The sequence below is a fragment of the Brevundimonas sp. genome, from assembly GCF_018608325.1.
Lineage (GTDB): Bacteria > Pseudomonadota > Alphaproteobacteria > Caulobacterales > Caulobacteraceae > Brevundimonas.
In genome coordinates this window covers 1-20,616 of sequence record NZ_JABAZW010000135.1, presented here as the reverse complement: position 1 = coordinate 20,616, position 20,616 = coordinate 1, and the positions used below count along the sequence as shown (strand labels likewise).

Sequence of the window (20,616 nt, the reverse complement as noted above, 5' to 3'; positions counted from 1 at the left end):
GATCAGGGCGACGGGACCGGAGGGCGACATCAAGATGCCGCGCGCCGTGTGCGAGGCGTCGCTGCCGACGATGAAGCGGTATCCGTTGCCATAGCCGGGGAAGGTGTTGATGACGCCGCTGCCCAGGTCATATCCCGCAGGCAGGGGATCGGCCTCGACCTCATAGCGGTTGACGCCGTAGCCGCGGCTCAGCCCAACCAGGGCGGGGCCGAACCAGCCGCTGTTGGCGATGGCGTAGCCGCTGGAGTCCGTCAGGCTGATGCGGGACTTGGCCAGCGTCCTGTGCGGGGTGGCGATGACAAAGCCTTCGCGTCCTGAACGGCCGATGGCGAAGGTCCCGTCGGCGTAACCGATCATGGTCGACAGCCGCCACAGGGATTCCTGACGATTGACGCCGCCCGGTTCTGACGACACCAGCCGGTTGGAGACAAGCTCCGCATCAAAGCGATTATTGATGTAGCGCAGGTCGCCCGAAATCGTCTGGTTGGTGCGGTCTTCGGACACGCGCAAATCACCGCTGACGTCATTGAGACGCCCGGTCGAGGCGCGTGAAATGCCGACTTCGCGCAGGTCGTTGTCGCTGTCGTAGCGCGCCGTGCTGCTCCAGCGTCCGCCGAAGCGGGAGGTCAGGGTCAGGCCGAAGCGATCCTCGTCGCGCCCGTCTTCTGTCGAACCGCGCTGCCAGGCCAGATTGACGGCGAACCGGCGGAAGGTGCGGCCCAGCGCCAGGCTGTAGTCCGTGCGGTCCGCCCGGTCGCGGCCCTTGACGAAGGCCGCGCCTGCGCTGACGGAATAGTCGCGAAACCGCACCAGAAGGCGCGCAGCGGCGCGCCATTTCTCGGTGTTGAAGGCCTTGGGATCAAACGCTGTCTGAAAATAGCGGCTGGTGGCTTGGGCCGATGCGCCCAGCCGCGCGTCTATATCCTTGCCCAATGAGGCCTCGCGCAGATAGTCGACCGAGGCGACATAGCCCTTGTTTCCAGTGTCGCCATTGTGGCTGGCTGCGCCGCTGAACTGGACCAGGCCCAGCTTGGAGCCCCAGGTCGCCAGCGCGCCGACCTGTTCACGCCCATTGGCGATCTGGGCGTTGGCGCCGACCGTCAGGACGTCGCTGATCCCTTTGCGGAAGAAGCCGCTGGCGGCCAGGGATGAGCCGTATTGCAACTGGCCGCCTTCCTCCAGCACGCCGGTCGAGACGCCGAAATCCACAACGCCGGGGTCCAGAAGGCCCGTGCCTCCGAACAGATCAAAGACAGCGATCTCGCGTTGGCCGCTGTCATCCTCGACCAGCAGGCGGACGGTGTTGGCGCCCTGGCCGAATGGAAAGTCGCCCAGCGAATAGGGGCCTGCATCCAGACGGATGCGCTCGGCAATCACGCCGTTCACCTCGACCACGACCAGGGCGGGGCGATCCAGAATGAACTGTCGGCGTCCCGCTGGGCGCACATTCTGGAACGGGCGGATGGTGGAATAGGCCCGCGCCGCCGAGAAGCCGAGGAACCGCTGCGATCCCTGAAAACTCTCGACCGGCGGCGCGAACTCGCCCGCCGTCAGGCGAACGGCGGAACGGAAGATGTCCTTGGTCAGACGGATTTCGCGGCGTTTCCAGCGGTCCTGGTCGCTGCTTCCATCATAGTCGACGCCCGCCGTCAGGGTGACCCCGTCAAAGCCGCCGAAATTGGCGAACATGTCGATCCCGCCCTGAAGCGGCGCGAAATGTCCCTCAGTGTGGGAATACTGCTGGGCCAGAGCGATATTGGCGCCCGCAGAGAAGTTGGCGGGTTGATCAAAGGCCGTCGGGTCGATGTTCTCATTCTGAGAAAAGCCGACGTTGCGACGGGCGCGCCCTTCGGGGCTGAGGCTGGCCACAAAGGTCAGGGCCAGGGGATCGAACATCAGGGAGAAACCGGCGCCGTTCAGATCCGCCATATTCACCTTGGACTGGGCGGCGATGCGGCCTCTCAAAGTCTCCAGAAGTGCTGGCGAAACCTGCGGTCCCAACAGGTCCATCAGTCCCCTGGCGTCGATGACGCCTTCGCCCTGCGAATCCACCAGACCGCTGACGTCGCCCAGATATCTGCCGTCCAGCGTCAGCGGCCCCTGGATCGGGGTCAGAACTGGCGTCGGCCGCACCGACGGGACCTGGTCCTGGGCGTCGCCATCTGCCGGAGCATCCGCCGCCACACGTGTGGAAGGCGCAACATCCACTGTGCTGGCGGCCACGTCGCGACTGCGGTCCACGGCGGCGACTGCGGCGAACTTGCCGTAGATTTCGTCGGGATAGACGCGGGCCGTCCTGATGACCTCGTCGGTGGGGATGATGCCGGCGTGCGCGACGGTGGCGAAGCCGCCGCCCAGGCAGGCGATGACGCTCAGGCGCCTGAACGCCGACCGCCTGTCGGTGCGCCCGCCGCTGCGGGCCTTGCGCGCCATCGTCCCGCCCTCACAACAGCACGATCGATGCGGTGACGTCTCCGGTGGCTGCAGCGGCCAGCGCCGCCGGTATCCTGACCTGACGTGTCGCGCCGCCCGCCACCACGCTGACCTGGCCGACATCGATATCGGCCGGGGCGATGTCGATGGTCTTTCCGTCAGTCGTCTTCAGGGTGATCTTGGCCTCGCGCAGATAGGCGAAGCCGTTTCCGGTGTTGCGCGCCTCTACAATGACGTCGCCGTTCGGCGCGCGCGTCACCCCCGTCACGTCGATTGCGCCTCGCGAACGGGCCGGGGCGACAAAGACATAGGTGTTGATGGTGAAGGCCACCTGCACATCCGCACCGGCCCCGCCTTCGGCGGTGGTGGTCGGCATGTTGATCGGCAACTGGGCGGCGCGGACCAGATACATCCGGCCTTCCTCCGCCGGATCGCCGATGTAGCGGACCTGGACCACCTGTTCGCGATTGGCGGGGATGACCGACTGGACCGGAAAGACGGCGATGTCGTTGTCTTCGGCGACCAGACTGCGTTCGCCCTTGTCATCGACCTGCATCCGGTAAACCTCAACCTCGACCGTCGCCGGCATGGCGCTGGTGTTGCGGATGGTCATCCGGTAGCTGGCGCCGCTGCCCGTCGGCGTGATCTTCGAGACCATGGGCGAGATGTCCATGGCGTGCGCCGGCGCGGTCACGCCGGTCATGAAAATGGTCGCCGCGAACAGTGCGGCCAGTCTGCGATGCGTCATGATTGCCCCCATCACCTACGAGAAAATCCGCGAAAATTCGGGGAGCCGATCGAAGGCGGCTCCCCGTTTCGTTCGATCAAGCGGGGTCGAGCGAGAAGGTGAAGACTTCCGTATAGGTGCCGGCAGGCGCGGATGCTGCGCCTGGGCCGGAGGGAGAGGCCGCGCAACCCGTCGATCCCGGATTGGTGTTGTCGCCTTGGGTGCCGCCCACGCCGTTGCCGCCGGGGACATTGTAGCAAAGGTTCAGGAACAGGTCGGCGTAGATGCCGTCGGCCAGTTTCTGGCTATAGCCGCCCGAGTTGGTGACGATGGCCGGGCTGCCGGGCCATGTGTCGACCGGAGCAAAGCCCAGGCTGGCGATTTCCGGCACAGCCAGATCCCAGTCATAGTTGATCAGCACGCCGGCGGGTGACTTGAAGTCGCCGTTCTGGGCGCTGGACGTCAGCTTGGCGCCGGTCGCCGAGTTGCAGGACATCCGCAGGGTGGTGACTTTCTGACGGGCGCCATTGGCGACCGCGACATTGCCGCCAGCGACATTGGCCAGGCCGATGCCGCAGAAGTTGGTCACGCTCGTCGACACAGTGACGTGGGTTTGAGCGCTTGAGACTGCGGGCATGGCCAGCAGGGCTGCGACGGTGGCTGCCGCCGCTACGAGATAGGTACGCATTTCTTCCTCCAGCTTACAACGAACCCTGCCGAATGACCGGCCGGGAGCCACAAGGTTTGCGGCGGCGGCATCTATTGAGCGCTGGAGAAGGCGACGCATCGCCAAGCAGAGTAACCAATATTGCTAGTGATGTTTGACTTGCAACCTTCGCCATTAGTCCGCGTTCAGGGCGAGCGAATATGGTTTCGTTATGAAAACGCTGGTTTTTTAATGATCAGCCAAGGGCTTGATCAGGGTAATAGTTAAGGTTGAAAACGTCTCCCCTAACTCGGGTATGTTAATTCGCATGTTATTGGTTACTTTATCGACAAACGGCTGTCGTAATGAACCCCATGTCGAAGACGTGGGGGGTGTAATTGATGGCGAGGTAAATAATAAGGCGAGAACAATGATAGTGGGGGTTAACGGTTGTCTTGGCTTGGTTGGCGGCGGACACAAGATTGAACCGGAACAGGCAATGTTTGTGTTTGAAGACGATCTCGGCATGGCTCCAGCCTGTTCGCGTGCAATAACGGCCTGGGTCAATACAGATCCAAGGACGCGAATGCTGATTTCGCGTTCCGGGCGAGTTCAGTGGGTCAATGACGCAGCTTACCGAATGCTTCAAGATGAGGGTGGGTTGACGGTTGTTGACGACACCTTGATAGCAAGCAGCGCGTCGGTCACTCTGGTTCTCAAAGACCTGTTGCAGCAGGCGTCCCACGACACGGCGCTTTACGCCATCACGGCGATGGATGCCGGGCGGCAATGGCTGCTCTGGGCGCAACAATTGATCCCCGGCGACGACGCCAGCATCGGTTTCGCCGCACACAGGATGGCGGACCCCGTCTCCTATGAAGCCATGCTGCACATTCACCATCTTACGCCCTGTGAAACGCGGATCGTGACGATGATGCTGGCCGGGCTCGAAACCGGACGGATCGCCCAGCGGCAGGACATCTCCATGGAAACCCTGCGCACCCACATCAAACACGCCTACCGCAAGCTGGACGTCAAAAGCCGAGGCGAACTGTTCGCCAAGGCGGTGGATTTCGCGGGCCTATAGCGGCTCGACGCAAGCATCGACTTTACCGTGCCGCCTGACACGAATGGACGGGCGGACCCATGCTAAATTCCGCGGGCTATCAGCGCAGGGGCATGCCCGAGCGGATGCGGAAGATGACGGCCTGAAGCTGTTGCTGGGACATGCCGCCGGGGATCAGGTTGCCGTTGATGACAAAGGCAGGCGTGCCGTTCAGCGCCAGGGCGGCGGCTTCGCGGCGGTTGCGCAGGATGACGGCGTCAATGGCGGCGCGGTGGGTGGTCAGGTCACGGTCCAGTTGGGCCATGTCGATCCCTGCGGCCTGAGCCAGACGGCGGGCTTCCTGCTCGCTCTGGATACGACCAGGCGTGGCCATGAAGGCGGTATGGATGGCGTGGTATTTGCCGTGGTAGCCCGCCGCCAGGGCGATGCGGGCGATGCTGTCCGACAGGGCGCCGAAGATGGGCCATTCCTTGTAGAGGATCCGAACCTTGGGATCGTCCCGCATCAGACCCTCCAGCTCAGGGATCATCTTTTTGCAGTAGGGGCAGTTGTAGTCCATGAAGCCGATGATCGTGATGTCGGCATTCTCGGCGCCCAGGAAGGGTGTGGCCGGATCGCGCAGAAGGTCGTTGAAACCGACCTGCGCCACCAGCGGTGAGTTCTGCGCAGCCGTCGCGGCCATGCTGTTGTCGGCGCTGGCCGGACCACAGGCCGCCATTGTCAGTGCGGCGGCGAGTGTCAGTAGGGTCGCTGAGCTTTTCATGGGATTTCCTGCGTGATCGGGCGCGTCAACGAATGTTCCGGGCCTTGAGGGGAGCCAATGTCAGGCGACGTCGGCAGGCGTATGCTTCCGTCGCCGGTCAAGCTTAAGTCTGGCTTAAGCTGCACTATTTCAGACGCGCGATCTCAGCAGAAATCTGCTCGGGCGCGATTTCGCCAAGGTGCGCCTTCGCCAGACGTCCATCGGCATGAAGGAACAGGGTCACGGGTATCCCCGAGGTCCGATAGTGGCGCGGCAGGGCCATGCCGGGGTCGAGCAGCACGTGCGTCAGAGACAGGTTCTCGCGGTCCAGATAGGTGCGCACGGTCCCTTCCGCTTCACCCTGATTGACGAACAGGAAGCGCACATTCGGATGGGACTGTTCGGCCTGGGCCAGGGCGGGCATTTCCCGCCGGCAGGGCGGGCACCAGGTGGCCCAGACATTGATCACGCTGGGTCTGTCGGTGGCTTCAGACAACGCCAACGGCGCGCCGTCCAGTTGCTCCAGCGTCATCTCCGGTGGTGGCAGAGGTTCAGTTGCGGACGCCAGTTGGTGGGCCACGATCCAGACAAGGGCGCTGGCGGCGACGGGGGCGATGGCCCACCAGCGTTCGCGCGCTGTTTTCAGGATCAGGACGCTGGCCAAAGCCACGACCGGCAGCACCCACAGCCAGTTGAAGCCGCCCTGCCAGACGGCAAGGGCGCGCACCGGATCGCCGCTGAAATACTCCCAATGACCCAGCACATGGGCCGCGCGCGCGGCAAGCACGCCGCCGATGGCGACCGTGGTGCTCCACAGGTTGAAGCGGACGCTGACCCGGCTGGCCAGAAGGCCTGCGCCGATCATGAAGACGAAGACGCCGAGGATGATGGCGAAACGCTCGCCCGACAGCATCAAGGGGCCCAGTGCGATGCTGTTCATGACTTCACGCCCACGCGGTCCAATGCGGCCAACACCTTGCGGGCCGAGACTTCGCCGACAAGCCGCGTCTGGGGCGCCTCAATGCCGTCAGGCGTGAAGAAGGCCAAGGTCGGCGGACCGACGACGCCATAATCTTCCATTAGCGCACGTGTCTCTGGCGTGCTGCGCGTTACATCGACCTTGATCAGATCGACGCTGCCCAGGGCGACGAGAACGGCATCATTCTCGAACACCTCGCGCTCGATCACCCGGCAGCTGACGCACCAGTCTGCAGTGAAATAGATCACGGCGGGGCGATTGCGCTCGGTCGCGCGGGCCATCGCCTGGGTCAGGGCGACGCTGTCTGTGACGGTGAAGATCGAGGATGGTGCGGCCGTTGCGGTCAGACCAGCGGTGCGCGTCAGCGGGGCGAGCGGCCGCCACGGGCTGCTGGCGTTGAGGCTCAGGCCGATCAGCAACAAGACGCCCCACACCGCCAGAGCCAGAGCGGCGGCGCGAGCCAGTCCGGCCAGGGCGCTGGTCGTCAGAGGTCGGAACAGACCCAGTGCGGCAGCCGCGATCAGGCACAGGCCTGCGCCCAGCGCCAGCGTCGCGGCGGGCGGCAGGATGCGGCTGGCCAGCCACCAGGCCATGCCCAGGAAGACGAAGCCGAACAGCATCTTGACCCGGTCCATCCACGCCCCCGCCTTGGGCAGGAAACGTGCGCCCGCCGTGCCGAAGACGATCAGCGGCACGCCCTTGCCAAGGCCAAGGAAGAACAGGGCCAGCGCGCCCAGCAGCACGTCTCCGGTCTGGGCGATATAGAGCAGGGCGCCCGCCAGCGGGGCGGTCACGCAAGGGCCGACGATCAGGGCCGAGACAAAGCCCAGACCCGCCGCCGAGGTCACCGACCGGCGGCCTGCGCCACTGTCGCGCGACAGTCGGCTGGTCCAGGCGGACGGCAGTTGCAGCTCGAACCCGCCGAACATCGACGCGGCCAGCACCAGAAAGATCAGCGACAGGCCGCCCACGGCCCAGACGGATTGCAACGCCATCTGCAGGTTCTGGCCCGACCATGCGGCGGCGATACCAAGCAGGGCGAAGGCGGTAGACAGTCCCAGCACATAGGCGCTGGATAACAGCAGGCCGCGTCGTGTTCCCCGGCCATCAACGCCGCGACCGATCACCCCCGCCAGGATCGGGTACATGGGAAAGACGCAAGGGGTGAAGGCCAGCAGCACGCCGAAGCCGAAGAAGGCCAGCAGCACCCATGCCACCCCGCCCTTGTCGGCCAGTCCCGCTACAAAACCCTGATCCTGCTGGGCGACCGCTGGCGACGGGGAGGGGGCCGCCGCAGCAGGCGCTGCTTCTGGAGTTGATTGCGTCTCGGCCCCCGTAACCGGGGCCTGCATAGCCAGAACCGCGGCTGCCTGAGCCGTCAATGCCTCGGCTTCACGCGGGGCGATGCGGGCGTTCGACGTTGTCGGCACGTCCACCGTGCGCGTCATCGGCGGATAGCAGATCGAGTCCTCCAGACAGCCCTGATAGGTGATGTTGATCGTGGCGGGCGCGCCTGCACGCGCCAGTTCGGCGGCGCTCACAACCGCACGACCAGACCTGCGCCAGATGTCGACGACGCCGAAGCCGGGATCGTCTTTCTTCTCACCGGCCTGAAGCCGCAGTGGAACGGCAACCTCGCCGCCGGGCGCCGTGGCGACGGTATGGTCGCGGTACAGATAGTGATCGGGAGCGATCGTCCAGGCGAAGACGAGGTCGCCGTCCGCCTGACGTGAGACCTTCAGATTGAAGGCCTCATTGGGCGACAGGAACGTCTGTGCGAGGCTGTGAACCGGCGCCGCCAGCATCAGCGCGACGACGAAGGAAAGGAGACGCCAGTAAATGATCTTCATACCCTTTGGGTCGGATGAGGAGCTTAAGTCAGGCTTAAGCCGGGCTTTGCATTCCTAGACCATGAGATTGCTGGTCGTTGAAGATGATCCTGTTCTGGCCGACGGCCTGTGCGTCGGGCTGGGCGCCTCGGGCTGGACGGTCGAGCATGTGGCGCGCGTCGAGGATGCGCTGGCCGCGCTGCACAGTTCCGCCTTCGACGCGGTGGTGCTGGATCTGGGTTTGCCAGACGGCGACGGGCTGGACGTTCTGAACTTCGTGCGTGAGCGCAACATGGATGTCGGGGTGGTGGTCCTGACGGCCCGGGACGAAAGCCGCGACCGTGTGCAGGGCCTTGATGCGGGGGCGGACGACTATGTCGGCAAGCCGTTTGATCTGGATGAACTGGCCGCGCGGCTGCGGGCTGTCCGGCGCCGCCTGCTCGGGCGTTCGCAACCAGCCCTGTCGCACGCGGGCATTACGCTGGACCCGAAATCACGTCTGGCCTGGCGTGGCGAGGGGGATCTACACCTGTCACGTCGCGAGTTCGCGATCCTGGAGGCGTTGATGGAGCGACCAAACCAGGTCCTGTCACGCAACCAGTTGGAAGAGCGCCTCTATGGCTGGCAGGAGGACATCGGGTCCAACGCGGTCGAGGTTCATATCCACCATCTTCGCGCCAAGCTGGGCGCCGGCTTCATCCGCACGCTTCGCGGTCTGGGATACACGCTGCAATGATGTCCCTTCGGATGCGGCTGTTCGCCATTCTGGCTCTGGTCACGGCTCTGGTGTGGGGCGGCTCGGTCGTCTGGGTGGAACTGCAGACGCGCAACGAGGTCCAGCGCGTGCTGGACAGTCGGTTGATGGAATCCGCGCGCATGGTGTCCTCGCTGATGCGCCCGGACGGTGTGTCGCCTATCGGCAATGACGCGGGACCCAAACAGCCCTCGCCCTATGATCGCCAGCTCTCGTGTCAGATCTGGTCGGTGGAGGGGGAACTGATTGCACGATCCCAGAACGCCCCCGTCGAGAAACTGGCGCCTGATCAGGACGGGTTTTCCGAGCGCACCATTCGGGGAGAGAATTGGCGGGTCTATACAGTTCATGTCGCAGACGGTGGTTATCGGGTCATGGTCGGCGACAGTCTGGCCATCCGCGAGCATCTGGTCGGCAGTGTTGTGAAAGGACTTCTGGGGCCGGCGGTTCTCGGATTTCTGGCGCTGGGCGCCCTGATCTGGTGGTCGGTCGGCGCTGGTCTGAAACCGATCCGGCAGATGACCCGCATGCTCGCGATCCGCAGCGCCGAAGACCTGACGCCGGTGAATGTCGCGTCTGGCGGTCCAGATCTGCAGCCCTTCGTCGTCGCCCTGAACGATCTCATCAGCCGTGTTCGCGGCGCGAAGAACAGGCAGGCCGAGTTCACCGCAGCCGCGGCGCACGAGCTTCGCACCCCCCTGGCCGGGCTTCGCATCCAGGCCCAGATCGCCGCCAGCACGGCGGACGCCGCCATCCGCACAAGGGCGCTGGAACAGATACAGACCTCTGTCGATCGAACGGCGCGTCTGGTCACCGGCCTGCTGACCCTGGCCCGCGAGGATGAGACCCCGATCAACGCCGACGAACGACGGTGGATCGATCTGGTCTCTCTGTTCCATCAAGCCTCCGACGAGCCGCGTCTGCGCCTGCCGACCGACGCCTTCCGGGTCCACGTCCACCCCGACCGTTTCGAAACCGTGATCGCCAATCTGCTGGCCAATGCGAGAACCTTCGCCCGAAACGCGATCCATGTGTCCGTGATTGAGCTGGAGGCCAAGCCCGTTCTCGTCATCGAGGATGACGGTCCGGGCGTCGGTCCGCACGACATCGCACGCCTCGGTGGTCGTTTCTACCGCACCGCCGACAGCCCCCCAGGCGGCAGCGGACTAGGCCTCTCTATCGTGGTCTCCACAATACAGGCGCACGGCGGATCGGTTCGGTTTTCTCCGTCCCATTTGGGCGGTCTGCGGGTTGAGTTGCACGGGCTGGAGATAAAGGGTTGCGCAAAAAGCTGAAACTTTGGGGAGCTAGGCTGTCTTTCAATTTTGAACGGCCATCTTCGCAAAACTGGCGCGATCCGGTGAGGTTTCTGTCGTCATCGGCGGGCAGGGAGCGCGGGGCGATGAGGCGGCGCCGAGGGGGTGATGGCGAACGGGGGACAGGGCGCGGGGCGGCGGGAGACACGCACGCCCAACTATCTGCTCGCTCGTTACGGCGTAGAGATCCGCACGGCTCTTGTCCGGCGTTACGGGGCGCAGCAGGACGGCGTTGATGATGCGCTGCAGCAGGCTTTCCTGCGGTTCAGCACTCTGGAGGATCGCGACAGGATCGCTGATCCGCGCGCCTTCCTTTTCGTCATGGCGCGCAACGCCTTGAAGGACGCCATCCGACGGGCCGACAGCCAGACACGCCGATGGAAGGCGCTGGCGGAAACCACGCCGCCCCGACACGAACTGACGCCGGAGGAGGTTCTGTTGCAACGCGAGGAGCAGGAGGCGCTGGATCGCGGCATCGCCGGTCTGCCCGCCGAAGCCCGCGAGCTTCTGCGCATGAGCCGTATCGACGGGCTGACCTATGCCGAGATATCCCGCTTGACGGGCCGTTCTCCAGCCGACATCAGCCGCACGATCACGCGGACGCTGATTGAACTGCGCAGTGCGTTGAAGATGCGCGGGACAGAGGCGGCATGACGAAGGAAGGCGGCGCGCCGCCCATAGAACAGGCGCTGGAATGGCTGGCCTGTCGCAATGGCGGCGCGATGAGCATCGCTGAACGACGTGCGTTTGACGCATGGCTGGCGACCGGGCCGGAAAACGCCGCCGCCTATGCCGAGGCTGAAGCCCTGTGGGCCAGTCTGGATTGGTCTGAGGCCTTGAACAGCGATAGTCTGCAGCGGGCGTCGTCCGCCGTGTTGCCGCTGGAAAGACCGGTGAAACAGCGCGCGCCATCACTGCGCCTGTCCCGTCGTGGGTTCGCCGCCCTGGCCGCGGGTCTGGGGGCCGCCGCCCTTACCCCTCTGGCTGTGACGCTCGCTGCTGACAATAGACGCCGTTTCGTCACCGAGGTCGGCGAGATACGCCATCTAGCGCTGGAGGATGGTTCGCGGGTTTCGCTGGGTGGTCAGTCTCGCCTGACAACCCGGATCGGCGACGGCGTCCGCAAGCTGCGGCTGGATGGCGGCGAGGCCTATTTTGATGTCGCCCGCGATGAAAGCCGGGTCTTCACCGTGATCGGCGAAGGGTTGAAGGCCGAGGCCCTGGGTACGATTTTCGAAGTCCGCCTGACGGACCTGGGCCCCGAGGTGTTTGTCGAAGAGGGGCGGGTGCGGGTGACCGAGATGGCGACGGGGCGACAGCTCATCGCTGCTGCGGGTGAATGGGCGTCGTTGCGTGACGGCGTGCTGACCAAAGGCGTCATCACCAGTGCGGCCGTCGCGCCGTGGCGTCGACAGCGGTTCAGCTTCATCGATCAGCCGCTGGCCGAGGTGGTGGGCGAACTGAACCGCTATTATCGCCCCGGCATCAGGATCATCACGCCCGAACTGCGCCAGAGAAAGGTCACAGCGGCCTTTACGATCGAGCAGATTCCTCAGGCGCTGGAAAGTCTGGCACAGGAGATGAACGGGCGACTGGTTCGACGTTCCGGTCCGAATGGCGAGATCGAAATAGTTCTAAAAAGCTGAGTTATTTTAAAACTTTGATGAAATCGACCGGTGGTCTGGAAGCGGAGCCGTGGGGCCGCGTCTAGGGGATGTCGAAGCTTTTGGGGGCCGTGTCGGCTGCGGGCTTCGCGTAACCTCTAGGGGATAGAGTTGATTATTCACCGTTCCGGTCTGAAGGCCGTTTTCACGTCCTCGGCCGCCGTTCTCGCACTCAGCGTCGCCGCCGCACCGGTTGCCGTTCTGGCCCAGACGCAGTCGATTCCATCGGCGGCCCAGATTCATCAGATCCGCATCGAGGCCCAGGCGCTGGATCGTGCCGTCGTCGCCCTGTCCGAGCAGGCGGGCGTCGTGATCGTCGCCGCAGGCGTCTCTCTGGAGAATCGTCGCTCGACCGTTCTGTCCGGCGCCATGACGGCGCAGGAGGCGTTGGCGCGCCTGCTGGAGGGAACGAACCTGACCTTCCGACGTGACAGCAACGGCGCCTATGTGATCGTCTCGGCCGCCGATGTGCGTGCAGAAGCGGTTCAGGTCGGCGACGTGCTGGTCACGGCGCGCTATGACCCGCTCAGCCGCCTGCAGAAAGGCGCGACGGACAGTTTCACCGGTCTGGACCGTTCTCTGCTGGAGACGCCGCGCTCGGCCTCGCGTGTCAGCGCCGACACCATCGCGCGCTATGGCATGGAGAATGTCGATGATCTGGTCGCCGCAGTACCGGGCGCCTTCACGGCCAGCTTTTTCGGCGTTCCAGGCAATCTGAATGTGCGCGGCACCCTGGCGGATACCTATTTTCAGGGTTTCAAGCGGATCGAGAACCGCGGCAGCTTCTCGTCGAACCTAGGCGCCGCCGCCTATGTCGAGGTGCTGCGAGGACCGTCTTCGCCCATCTATGGGCCGGGCAAGGTCGGCGGCCTGTTGAACTTCGTGCCCAAGTCCGCGCGCGGCGTGAACGCCCGCTATGCCGATGAAATGGGCGGCGGCTTCAACGTCACTGTCGGCTCGTATGGGCGGCGCAATGCGGCGGCGGATCTGGTCATCCCTGCGGGAGACGGTGGTTTCGCCTTTTATGTCGAGCGTGAGGACTCGGATTCCTACTACCGCAACATCCACCCCAAACACCTGAACCTGCAGGCCACCTATGTCGGCGACTTCGGGCGTGGATGGTCGGGTGAGGTCAATCTGATGCACTTCGAAGAGTCCGGGCGCATCCAGTCGCCGGGCTGGAACCGGGTGACCCAGAACCTGATCGACAATGGCGTCTACATCACCGGGCGCGACACGGATCTGGTCGATCTGGATGGTTCGGGCATGATCGAATACGGCGAGATCGACGCCGCCTTCGGCGCCTGGGGCGGCACCTCCAACATTCGCCAGATCATGGAATATGGCGGCAAGAACAATCCCAAGTTTGCGCTGGACGAGGGCGTCGGCACGACGCGTCTGAGCCACCGCAACATCATGGCTGACGACGCGGATTATAATAACAGCCGCACCTTCACCGCCTATGCCGGGCTGCAAAAGGAAATGGCCAATGGCTCGGTCCTGGCCTTCAAGGCCTTCGTCGACGACATCGAAAACCAGAAGCTGAACAGCTTCGGTTTCGCTGCTGACTACGAGGCGCGCGCCTTTGAAGGTCGCGTGACCTACAGCTTCCCGACGCGGTTCGGACAACACATCAGCGCGGACACCATCGTCGGCGCCGGTTATCGCGACCACACCGCCAAACAGTATGAGTCCTTCCTGTCCGGCTATATCGCCCTGAACCGTCGCGACCTGTCGCGTGGCTCCACGGCGGGCGATCGCATCGCCGCCCCCTTCGTCAAGAACGGCGTGAAGATGTGGGACTCACGTCACGAGATGGAGTGGGACAGCCGCTCGGTCTTCGCCATGAGCGACATCACCATGTTTGATCGTTTCAGCATTCTGGCTGGTCTGCGCTGGGATGATTACGACGTGCGGGCGATCAACAAGGGCGAGACGGTCTTCGGTCTGAAGGACACCTGGGTCGAGAACAGCAACGACGCCGTCTCCTGGTCGCTGTCCGCCCGTTATGAAACCCCGTGGGGCGTCACCCCCTATGTGACCTTCGCCGAGCCGCGCTCGCTGGAATCGACCCAGACGGGCGGCGTTTCGGTCGGCACGGTGACCAGCAACCTGTTCATCTCGCCGTCTGAACTGAAGGAGGTCGGGGTCAAGTTCTCGGTGCTGGATGGTTCGCTGTTCGGGGGCGCGGCCTATTATGAGCAGTTCCGCCGCCAGACCGACATCATGGGCAATGTCAGCGGCACGACCTCTGACGGGTTCGAACTGGAGGCCAACTGGCTGGCCACCGATCAACTCAGCTTCAACATGGCCCTGACCCTGCAGGAGACGCGGGTCGATGCGCCGGGCAAGGGCAAGGGTGAATATCTGGAACTGCGGCCTGAGCAGTTCGGCCTTGATCCGGCCCTGGCCTATGGCGGGACCTTCGCTGTCAACAATGCCGGATCCTTGGCGGAGCTGGCCAATGGTTATGTGGTCCGCACCATGCCGGATACGGTCTTCAGCCTGTTCGGGACCTATACGACGCGGCCCTTCGATCTGATGGGCTCCCAGGCCACCGCGGGCTTCACCGCCGGCGCGACCTATGTGTCGGAGACGGGCGGCGTATTGAAAAGCAGCCTGCAACTGCCCGCCTACACCCTGGCCAAGGCGGCGGCCTATGTGAAGGTGCGCGACGTCACGGTCTCGGCCAACATCGACAACCTGTTCGATGAAACCTACTTCACGCCCTCGGCCGAGGTGTACAAGGAAGTCGCCGTGATGCCGGGGCTGCCGCGCATGTTCCGCATCAACCTGGCCTATCGTTTCTGACCTCTCCTGACCTGACCGGCGGCTGATCGTGATCGGCCGCCGGATCACTCCTGCGCCGCTGTTCCGGCGCCTCTCGATTGCGAGAAAGATCATTTCATGACGCAGACCTTCCGTCCGTCCCGGCGCGGCGCGCTTGCCTTGATGACCGGGGGCGCTGCGCTTGCCGGTTCCAGCGCTGCTTCAGCCGCCGCTGTTGATTCCGCAGCCTTTACCCATGGCGTTGCATGTGGCGATCCCACGCGCGAGGGGTTGGTGATCTGGACGCGTGCTGTCGGCGATGGGCCGATCACGCGCGTGGCCTGGGAGGTTGCTGACGACCAGGATTTCACCCGCATCGTCCAGTCGGGCGTGGCACGCACCAGCGCCGCCCGCGATCATACGATCAAGGTCGATGTTCAGGGCCTGCGTCCCGGTCAGACCTGCTTCTATCGATTCCGCAGCACGGACGCCGTATCGCCAGTCGGGCAGGGGCGCACCCTGCCAGAGGGCGGCGTCGAACAACTGCGTCTGGCGGTGGTGTCGTGCTCTCACTACGGCTTCGGCTATTTCAACGCCTATCGCGCGATCGCGGAACTGGCAGAGCCCGTGGACGCCGTGGTCCATTTGGGGGACTACATCTACGAATACGGCGTCGATGATTATGGCGGCCCGGAAAGCCGCGCTCTGGGCCGCGAGCACGATCCCGCCCATGAGATCGTCACCCTGGACGACTACCGCCGCCGGTTCGCCCAGTACCGGACGGACCCCGACCTGCAGGCTGTTCACGCCCGCACCGCCTTCATCACCGTCTGGGATGACCATGAGACGGCCAACAACAGCTGGATGGGCGGCGCACAGGCCCATGACGAGAATACAGAAGGTCCGTGGGACCGTCGCCGGGACGCCGCCATTCAGGCCTATTTCGAATGGCTGCCCATGCGTGATCCAGCAGCGGGAAGTCCGACGCATGTGCTGAACCGTGTCTATGACTTCGGTGATCTTCTGACCCTGATCGCGATTGAGACACGTCTGACCGGCCGCACAAAGGCGCCCAGCGCATCACGTGAGATGCTGTTCGACGCAGAAGGCCGCCCTGACCCAGCCCGGTTTGAAGCTGAGGTGTTGGATCGACCGGACCGTTCCATGCTCGGTCCGCAGCAGGAGGCCTGGTTGGAAAATGCCCTGGCTCAGTCGGTTCAGCGCGGCCAGGCGTGGCAGATGCTGGCCAATCAGGTCGTGGTGGCCCGGATGCGGGCGCCGGACTTCATCTCGGTCATGCCTCAGGACCTGTTGGCCGACGCCATGTCCCGTCCGGGCGCGCGGCGCTGGCTGGAAAGCACGCGTCTGGGCCTGCCGATCAATCTGGACGCCTGGGACGGTTATCCGGCGGCGCGCCTGCGCCTTTACGACAGCGTCCGGCGCAGCGGCGCCAATCTGGCCATTCTCAGCGGCGACACGCACATGTTCTGGGGCAACCGTCTGCACGATCCACGCGATGAAAGCTTCGTCGCGGTCGAGTTCGGAGTCGGCAGCGTCACTTCACCCGGCGGCTATGAAACCATCAGCCCCGACCCACGCATCTACGACGTCGCTGAAGCCGCCCTGGTCGCCCGCAACCCCGACGTCCGCTTCGCCCACGTCCGTGACCATGGCTTCCTGATCGTAACGGTCACAAAGGACGCCTTGCAGAGCGACTACCGTCGTGTCGCCGACATCGAAACGCGTGATGGGCGTTCAGAGCGTTTCGCCCGGATCACGACCAACCAAAGCGGCGGCTTCCGCATTGAAAGTGTCTGAACGCTAGACCTCTAAACGTGTGCTTCGGAGAAGAGGACGCGGTTTCGGCCGGTGGTTTTGGCGCGGTAGAGCGCCTGGTCGGCGGTGGACAGCAGGTGGTCCAGCGTGTCGGGGGTGGCGACCAGAGAGGTTGCGCCTATGCTGGCTGTGGCGGTGATGCGGCGGCCGTCTTCGATTGCGACGGGGCAGGTCTCCAGCGATGTGCGGATGCGTTCGGCGATCTGCAGGGCCTGGCGGCGTGAGCATTGCGGCAGCAGGATTGCGAACTCCTCGCCGCCCATGCGCCCGACGAGATCCTGGCGTCTGACGGCGAACCTGATCCTTTCGCCCGCCGCCGCCAGCACCTTGTCGCCCGCCGGGTGGCCATAGCCGTCGTTGATCGACTTGAAGTGGTCGATGTCCAGCATTAGCAGGCTGGCCGTCTTTCGGTTGGTGCTGTCGCGCTCCAGCAGGGCGTTGGCCTGGGTGATGAAGGCGCGGCGGGTCAGGACGCCGGTCAACTGGTCCTCGGTGGCGATCTTCTCCAGTTCACGGGCGAAACGCTCGCGCTCCTCTGAAATCAGATAGGCTTCATGCACGTCGGTGCTGGTGCCGAACCAGCGGCTGATCTGGCCAGTGTCGTCGTGGATTGGCAGGGCCATCACCCGCAGCCAGCGGTATTCTCCAGACCGGTGCCGGAATCGGTAGTCGATGTCGTAGGCCTCACCCGTGCGCAACGCCTCCGTCCAGACTCCGGCGACCATGGCCTGATCGTCGTAATGGACCAGGATTTTCCAGGTGTCCTCGGTGATGTCCTTGGGATCAATGCCGGTGAACTCGCTCCAGCGCGCGGAGAAATAGTCGTGTGCGCCCTCGGCGTCGCAACTCCAGACGATCTGGGGCAGGGCCTCCGTCAGGGTCTGGAACTGGAACTGACTCTCGGCCAGGGCCGAGGCGGTCTCCATCTGGTCGGTGACGTCGATGACAACGCCCAACAGCCAGGCGACCTTGCCCTCGTCGTTGCGGGCGGGCTTGGCCGAGGTGATCACCCAGCGGATGCGGTCGTCCTCGTCGATCACGCGGTAACGCTTGCGATAGGGGAGGCCGGATTTGATCGCCTCAGACAGTGCTGCGCCGACGCTGTCGCGGTCGTCGGGGTGAACGGACTGCAGGAACCGGCTGTCGGGCACGCCTTTGGCGCAATCTTCGACAGGCAGGCCGTAGATGCGGGCGACGCTGGCGTCTGCGGTGCTGGTGCGGTTGGCGACATCCAGGGTCCAGATGCCGACCATGCCGGAACCTTCGAGCGCCAGCCGCAGGCGTTGCTCGGAATTGGACAGGCCGCGGATGCGCTGGACGAAGGCGGTCAGATCGCTGGCGGCGCCCAGCACGGCCTGAATGGTCCCGTCATCACCGCTGACGGGGGTGAAATCCAGGTTGAGCCAATGGGTGCGCGGCGCGCCATCCACCATCAGCCGGGTCGGCAGTTCGCGAAAACTGAGGGATTGGCCGGACAGGACCTGCGCCAGCACGGCGGTGAAAAAGGAGGCGCTTTGCGGCAGGACGTCCAGCACCGAGCGGCCGTTCACCAGGCCGGTGGTTTCGGCGACCATCCGGCTTGCGATCTCGTTGGCCAGCAGCACGCCTCTGGGGCCGAGCATCAGGGCCATGGGGGCGGAAGAACTGGCGATCAGCCGCGCCACGGTCGTGATAGCCTGGTCCCAGTCATCGAAATCCTGCAGGCCTGCCGCGCGCCAGTCGAGACCGGCCTGCGATCTGAGCCATTCCTGCGCCTGATCGCTGTAGGCTGTGGCGGAAAAGGCTGCGACGAAATCATTCATCCTTGGCGACCCTGTCGTGTGTGCAGACTGTCCGCCGCGCGCGAGGGTCGCGAGGGCGGCGTTGTCGCGGCGCCCGGAACAGGTTGGCGACGGCTTGCCTATGCACAGACTGAAAACTCACCCGATCAGACCGGTCCGCTTGGTTTGAGGGGGCAGTCTGCGACGGCGACTCTTAATGATTGGCGGTCTGTGCAGATAAGGACATGTCCTGATTGTCAGGCCGAGGCTGGCGCTTGCGGGCTGCTGAACGACGGCGCCTCGCCCGGGCCGTGACTGGCAAGGCGGAAATGAGCGGGTGACGAATTTGATATGGACTTCAGACGTGGCGTACTTGCGATCTAGAGGTGCTGATCCTTCATCACAGAGTTCGAAGCGCCCCTAATGGTGCGAGCGGAGGCCGTCATGGATTTTTCGAAACTGCAGTCCCACAGCAAGGTCATGACCGAGTGGACCTATCCGCAGGCCGCGCCCAACCGCACGGGCTGGCTGCAGGTCGACACGGCGCCGGACCACAGCCTGTACTGGGAAGAGTACGGTAATCCGCAGGGCGAGCCGGTGATGTTCCTGCACGGCGGGCCGGGCGGGGCGTGCGCGCCGGTGATGGCGCGGTTCTTTGACCCGGCACGCTATCGGGTGATCCTGTTTGATCAGCGCGGATGCGGCAAGAGCCAGCCGACGGTGGCCTCGCACGGGCCGCAGGTGGCCCTGACGCGCAATACGACCGACTATCTGGTTGATGACGTCAACGCCCTGCGCGACGCGCTGGGGATCACGGGCCGGATGCACGTCTTCGGCGGCAGCTGGGGCAGCACCCTGGCGCTGGTTTACACCATCCGGCACCCCGACAAGGTCGCCTCACTGATCTTGCGCGGCGTTTTCCTGGGCATGCCCGAGGATCTGGCCTTCATGTATCAGGGCAACGCCGCCGACTATGCGCGCGACCCCTACGCCCTGAGCCATCCAGGCAGCTATGTCTCTTATCCGGACGAGTGGAAGGCCTTTGTCGAGGTCATCGCGCCACAGGATCGCGGGGACATGATGGCGGCCTACAAGGCCATTTTCGACATGATCCCGGCGAACGAGGCGGAGCGTGAGCGCCAGCTGGAGGCCGCCGTCGCCTGGTCGGTCTGGGAAGGCGCCATCTCCAACATGATCCCCGAGCCCGCTGACGACGGCAAATACGGCGAGGCGGACTTCGCCCTGTGCTTCGCGCAGATCGAGGCGCATTTCTTCGCCAACAACCTGTTCCTTGAGCCGGACTATATCGTGCGCAACATCGACAGGATCGCCGCCCTGCCGATCCACATCGTCCACGGCCGTTTCGATCTGGTCTGCCCGCTGACCCAGGCCTCGCGTCTGGTCGAGGCGCTGAAGGCCGCAGGCGCCGAACCGGCCTCCTACGTGAAAACCAATGCCGGGCACAGCGCCATGGAGGGCCAGACTGTGCTGGCCCTGACGGCCATCATGGATGGTCTGGCGCCGATTTCAGCGGCCTGAAGACGACTGGCCGCCCAGAAGCTGCGGTGGGAAGTCCAGTTCGAAGTCGGAGTAGTGGGCGGGGGCGCCGAAGGTGGCTTCGCCGTTCTTGCCGGCGTAGCGGTCCTGCAGGGGGGAGTAGGTGTAGAAATGCATCTTCCGGCGGGTCGTGTCGAAGGCGATGAAGCGCAGCCAGCCGCCGCCGCCATTGGCTGATCCGGCCTGACCGTCGGGGCCGACGGTGTTGCCCTGATAGTCCTGAAGCACCTGATAGACGGGATGCCCGGCGTCGTTCTGGTCGATGCGCAGGTTTTCGCCCAGCGACACGCCGTCGACGGCAGGCAGATAGGCGTGGCCGCTCAGCACCATGAAGATCATCGGGTTCTTGCGGATGAAGCGGTCCCAGACCTGATCCGGCGACTGATGGTCGGTTCCGGCGAAGGCGGTGGTGGAGCTGTCGCCGCGCTGGGTCTCGCCGGTCTTGCTGGGGGCCAGCCATTCGTGGGTCGTGACGATGACGGGCAGGCCGGGGTGGGCGTCCAGCACGGTCTGCGCCCAGTTCAGGGCCGAGACCGGC

At 64.4% G+C, this 20,616-nt stretch carries 15 protein-coding genes and 1 pseudogene; 8 read left to right on the top strand and 8 right to left on the bottom strand.

Annotated elements, in window-relative coordinates:
- The 3 genes from QZ281_RS13295 to QZ281_RS13285 form a co-directional block, all read right to left on the bottom strand.
- A partial coding sequence (locus tag QZ281_RS13295) for a hypothetical protein (protein ID WP_292229117.1) occupies positions 1-2,433 on the bottom strand: 2,433 nt, incomplete at its 3' end.
- Between the two features lie 10 nt (positions 2,434-2,443).
- Complete coding sequence (locus QZ281_RS13290; RefSeq protein ID WP_292229115.1) at positions 2,444-3,181, bottom strand: fimbria/pilus periplasmic chaperone; 738 nt, start codon at positions 3,179-3,181, stop codon at positions 2,444-2,446.
- Positions 3,182-3,257: 76 nt separating this feature from the next.
- Positions 3,258-3,848, bottom strand: coding sequence for a hypothetical protein (locus QZ281_RS13285; RefSeq protein WP_292229113.1), 591 nt, complete (start codon positions 3,846-3,848; stop codon positions 3,258-3,260).
- A 388-nt stretch (positions 3,849-4,236) separates the two neighbouring features.
- On the opposite strand from QZ281_RS13285, the gene QZ281_RS13280 reads away from it, so the two are divergent.
- A complete protein-coding gene (locus QZ281_RS13280) occupies positions 4,237-4,893 on the top strand; it encodes a LuxR C-terminal-related transcriptional regulator (RefSeq protein WP_292229111.1) in 657 nt (218 codons plus the stop codon).
- A gap of 79 nt (positions 4,894-4,972) precedes the next feature.
- Here the strand turns inward: QZ281_RS13280 and QZ281_RS13275 are convergent, their stop codons facing one another.
- The 3 genes from QZ281_RS13275 to dsbD all read right to left on the bottom strand — a co-directional run bounded on the left by QZ281_RS13275 (position 4,973) and on the right by dsbD (position 8,443).
- Positions 4,973-5,635, bottom strand: coding sequence for a DsbA family protein (locus QZ281_RS13275; RefSeq protein ID WP_292229109.1), 663 nt, complete (start codon positions 5,633-5,635; stop codon positions 4,973-4,975).
- A 124-nt stretch (positions 5,636-5,759) separates the two neighbouring features.
- Positions 5,760-6,554: a TlpA disulfide reductase family protein gene (locus tag QZ281_RS13270; RefSeq protein ID WP_292229107.1), complete on the bottom strand. Its 795-nt coding sequence runs from the start codon at positions 6,552-6,554 to the stop codon at positions 5,760-5,762.
- Complete coding sequence (dsbD, locus tag QZ281_RS13265; protein ID WP_292229105.1) at positions 6,551-8,443, bottom strand: protein-disulfide reductase DsbD; 1,893 nt, start codon at positions 8,441-8,443, stop codon at positions 6,551-6,553. Before dsbD ends, QZ281_RS13270 begins: the two co-directional genes overlap by 4 nt.
- A 61-nt stretch (positions 8,444-8,504) precedes the next feature.
- On the opposite strand from dsbD, the gene QZ281_RS13260 reads away from it, so the two are divergent.
- The 6 genes from QZ281_RS13260 (at position 8,505) to QZ281_RS13235 (ending at position 16,743) form a co-directional block, all read left to right on the top strand.
- On the top strand, positions 8,505-9,158 hold the full coding sequence (locus QZ281_RS13260; RefSeq protein ID WP_292229103.1) for a response regulator transcription factor: 654 nt from the start codon (positions 8,505-8,507) through the stop codon (positions 9,156-9,158).
- Complete coding sequence (locus tag QZ281_RS13255; RefSeq protein WP_292229101.1) at positions 9,155-10,471, top strand: ATP-binding protein; 1,317 nt, start codon at positions 9,155-9,157, stop codon at positions 10,469-10,471. Before QZ281_RS13260 ends, QZ281_RS13255 begins: the two co-directional genes overlap by 4 nt.
- A gap of 129 nt (positions 10,472-10,600) precedes the next feature.
- Positions 10,601-11,146, top strand: coding sequence for a sigma-70 family RNA polymerase sigma factor (locus QZ281_RS13250; protein ID WP_292229099.1), 546 nt, complete (start codon positions 10,601-10,603; stop codon positions 11,144-11,146).
- A complete protein-coding gene (locus QZ281_RS13245; RefSeq protein ID WP_292229097.1) occupies positions 11,143-12,138 on the top strand; it encodes a FecR domain-containing protein in 996 nt (331 codons plus the stop codon). The genes QZ281_RS13250 and QZ281_RS13245 overlap by 4 nt, the downstream gene beginning before the upstream one ends.
- Positions 12,139-12,267: 129 nt before the next feature.
- Positions 12,268-14,967, top strand: a complete 2,700-nt coding sequence (locus QZ281_RS13240; RefSeq protein ID WP_292229095.1) for a TonB-dependent receptor — start codon at positions 12,268-12,270, stop codon at positions 14,965-14,967.
- A 96-nt stretch (positions 14,968-15,063) separates the two neighbouring features.
- Positions 15,064-16,743 carry an alkaline phosphatase D family protein gene (locus tag QZ281_RS13235; RefSeq protein WP_292229093.1) on the top strand — a complete coding sequence of 560 codons (1,680 nt, stop codon included), beginning with the start codon at positions 15,064-15,066 and terminating at the stop codon, positions 16,741-16,743.
- Positions 16,744-16,754: 11 nt separating this feature from the next.
- Here the strand turns inward: QZ281_RS13235 and QZ281_RS13230 are convergent, their stop codons facing one another.
- Positions 16,755-18,563, bottom strand: a complete 1,809-nt coding sequence (locus QZ281_RS13230) for a sensor domain-containing diguanylate cyclase (protein WP_292229091.1) — start codon at positions 18,561-18,563, stop codon at positions 16,755-16,757.
- 402 nt (positions 18,564-18,965) lie between these two features.
- On the opposite strand from QZ281_RS13230, the gene pip reads away from it, so the two are divergent.
- A complete protein-coding gene (gene pip, locus QZ281_RS13225; RefSeq protein WP_292229089.1) occupies positions 18,966-20,060 on the top strand; it encodes a prolyl aminopeptidase in 1,095 nt (364 codons plus the stop codon).
- Here the strand turns inward: pip and QZ281_RS13220 are convergent.
- Positions 20,049-20,616, bottom strand: a pseudogene (locus tag QZ281_RS13220) (phosphoesterase); the annotation flags it as partial. The gene pip and the pseudogene QZ281_RS13220 overlap by 12 nt on opposite strands.

What these genes read in the sequence shown, in the direction of transcription:
- QZ281_RS13290 (WP_292229115.1), bottom strand. Translation starts at nt 3,181, where the DNA reads ATGACGCATCGCAGACTGGCCGCACTGTTCGCGGCGACCATTTTCATG.
- QZ281_RS13285 (WP_292229113.1), bottom strand. Translation starts at nt 3,848, where the DNA reads ATGCGTACCTATCTCGTAGCGGCGGCAGCCACCGTCGCAGCCCTGCTG.
- QZ281_RS13280 (WP_292229111.1), top strand. Translation starts at nt 4,237, where the DNA reads ATGATAGTGGGGGTTAACGGTTGTCTTGGCTTGGTTGGCGGCGGACAC.
- QZ281_RS13275 (WP_292229109.1), bottom strand. Translation starts at nt 5,635, where the DNA reads ATGAAAAGCTCAGCGACCCTACTGACACTCGCCGCCGCACTGACAATG.
- QZ281_RS13270 (WP_292229107.1), bottom strand. Translation starts at nt 6,554, where the DNA reads ATGAACAGCATCGCACTGGGCCCCTTGATGCTGTCGGGCGAGCGTTTC.
- dsbD (WP_292229105.1), bottom strand. Translation starts at nt 8,443, where the DNA reads ATGAAGATCATTTACTGGCGTCTCCTTTCCTTCGTCGTCGCGCTGATG.
- QZ281_RS13260 (WP_292229103.1), top strand. Translation starts at nt 8,505, where the DNA reads ATGAGATTGCTGGTCGTTGAAGATGATCCTGTTCTGGCCGACGGCCTG.
- QZ281_RS13255 (WP_292229101.1), top strand. Translation starts at nt 9,155, where the DNA reads ATGATGTCCCTTCGGATGCGGCTGTTCGCCATTCTGGCTCTGGTCACG.
- QZ281_RS13250 (WP_292229099.1), top strand. Translation starts at nt 10,601, where the DNA reads ATGGCGAACGGGGGACAGGGCGCGGGGCGGCGGGAGACACGCACGCCC.
- QZ281_RS13245 (WP_292229097.1), top strand. Translation starts at nt 11,143, where the DNA reads ATGACGAAGGAAGGCGGCGCGCCGCCCATAGAACAGGCGCTGGAATGG.
- QZ281_RS13235 (WP_292229093.1), top strand. Translation starts at nt 15,064, where the DNA reads ATGACGCAGACCTTCCGTCCGTCCCGGCGCGGCGCGCTTGCCTTGATG.
- QZ281_RS13230 (WP_292229091.1), bottom strand. Translation starts at nt 18,563, where the DNA reads ATGAATGATTTCGTCGCAGCCTTTTCCGCCACAGCCTACAGCGATCAG.
- pip (WP_292229089.1), top strand. Translation starts at nt 18,966, where the DNA reads ATGGATTTTTCGAAACTGCAGTCCCACAGCAAGGTCATGACCGAGTGG.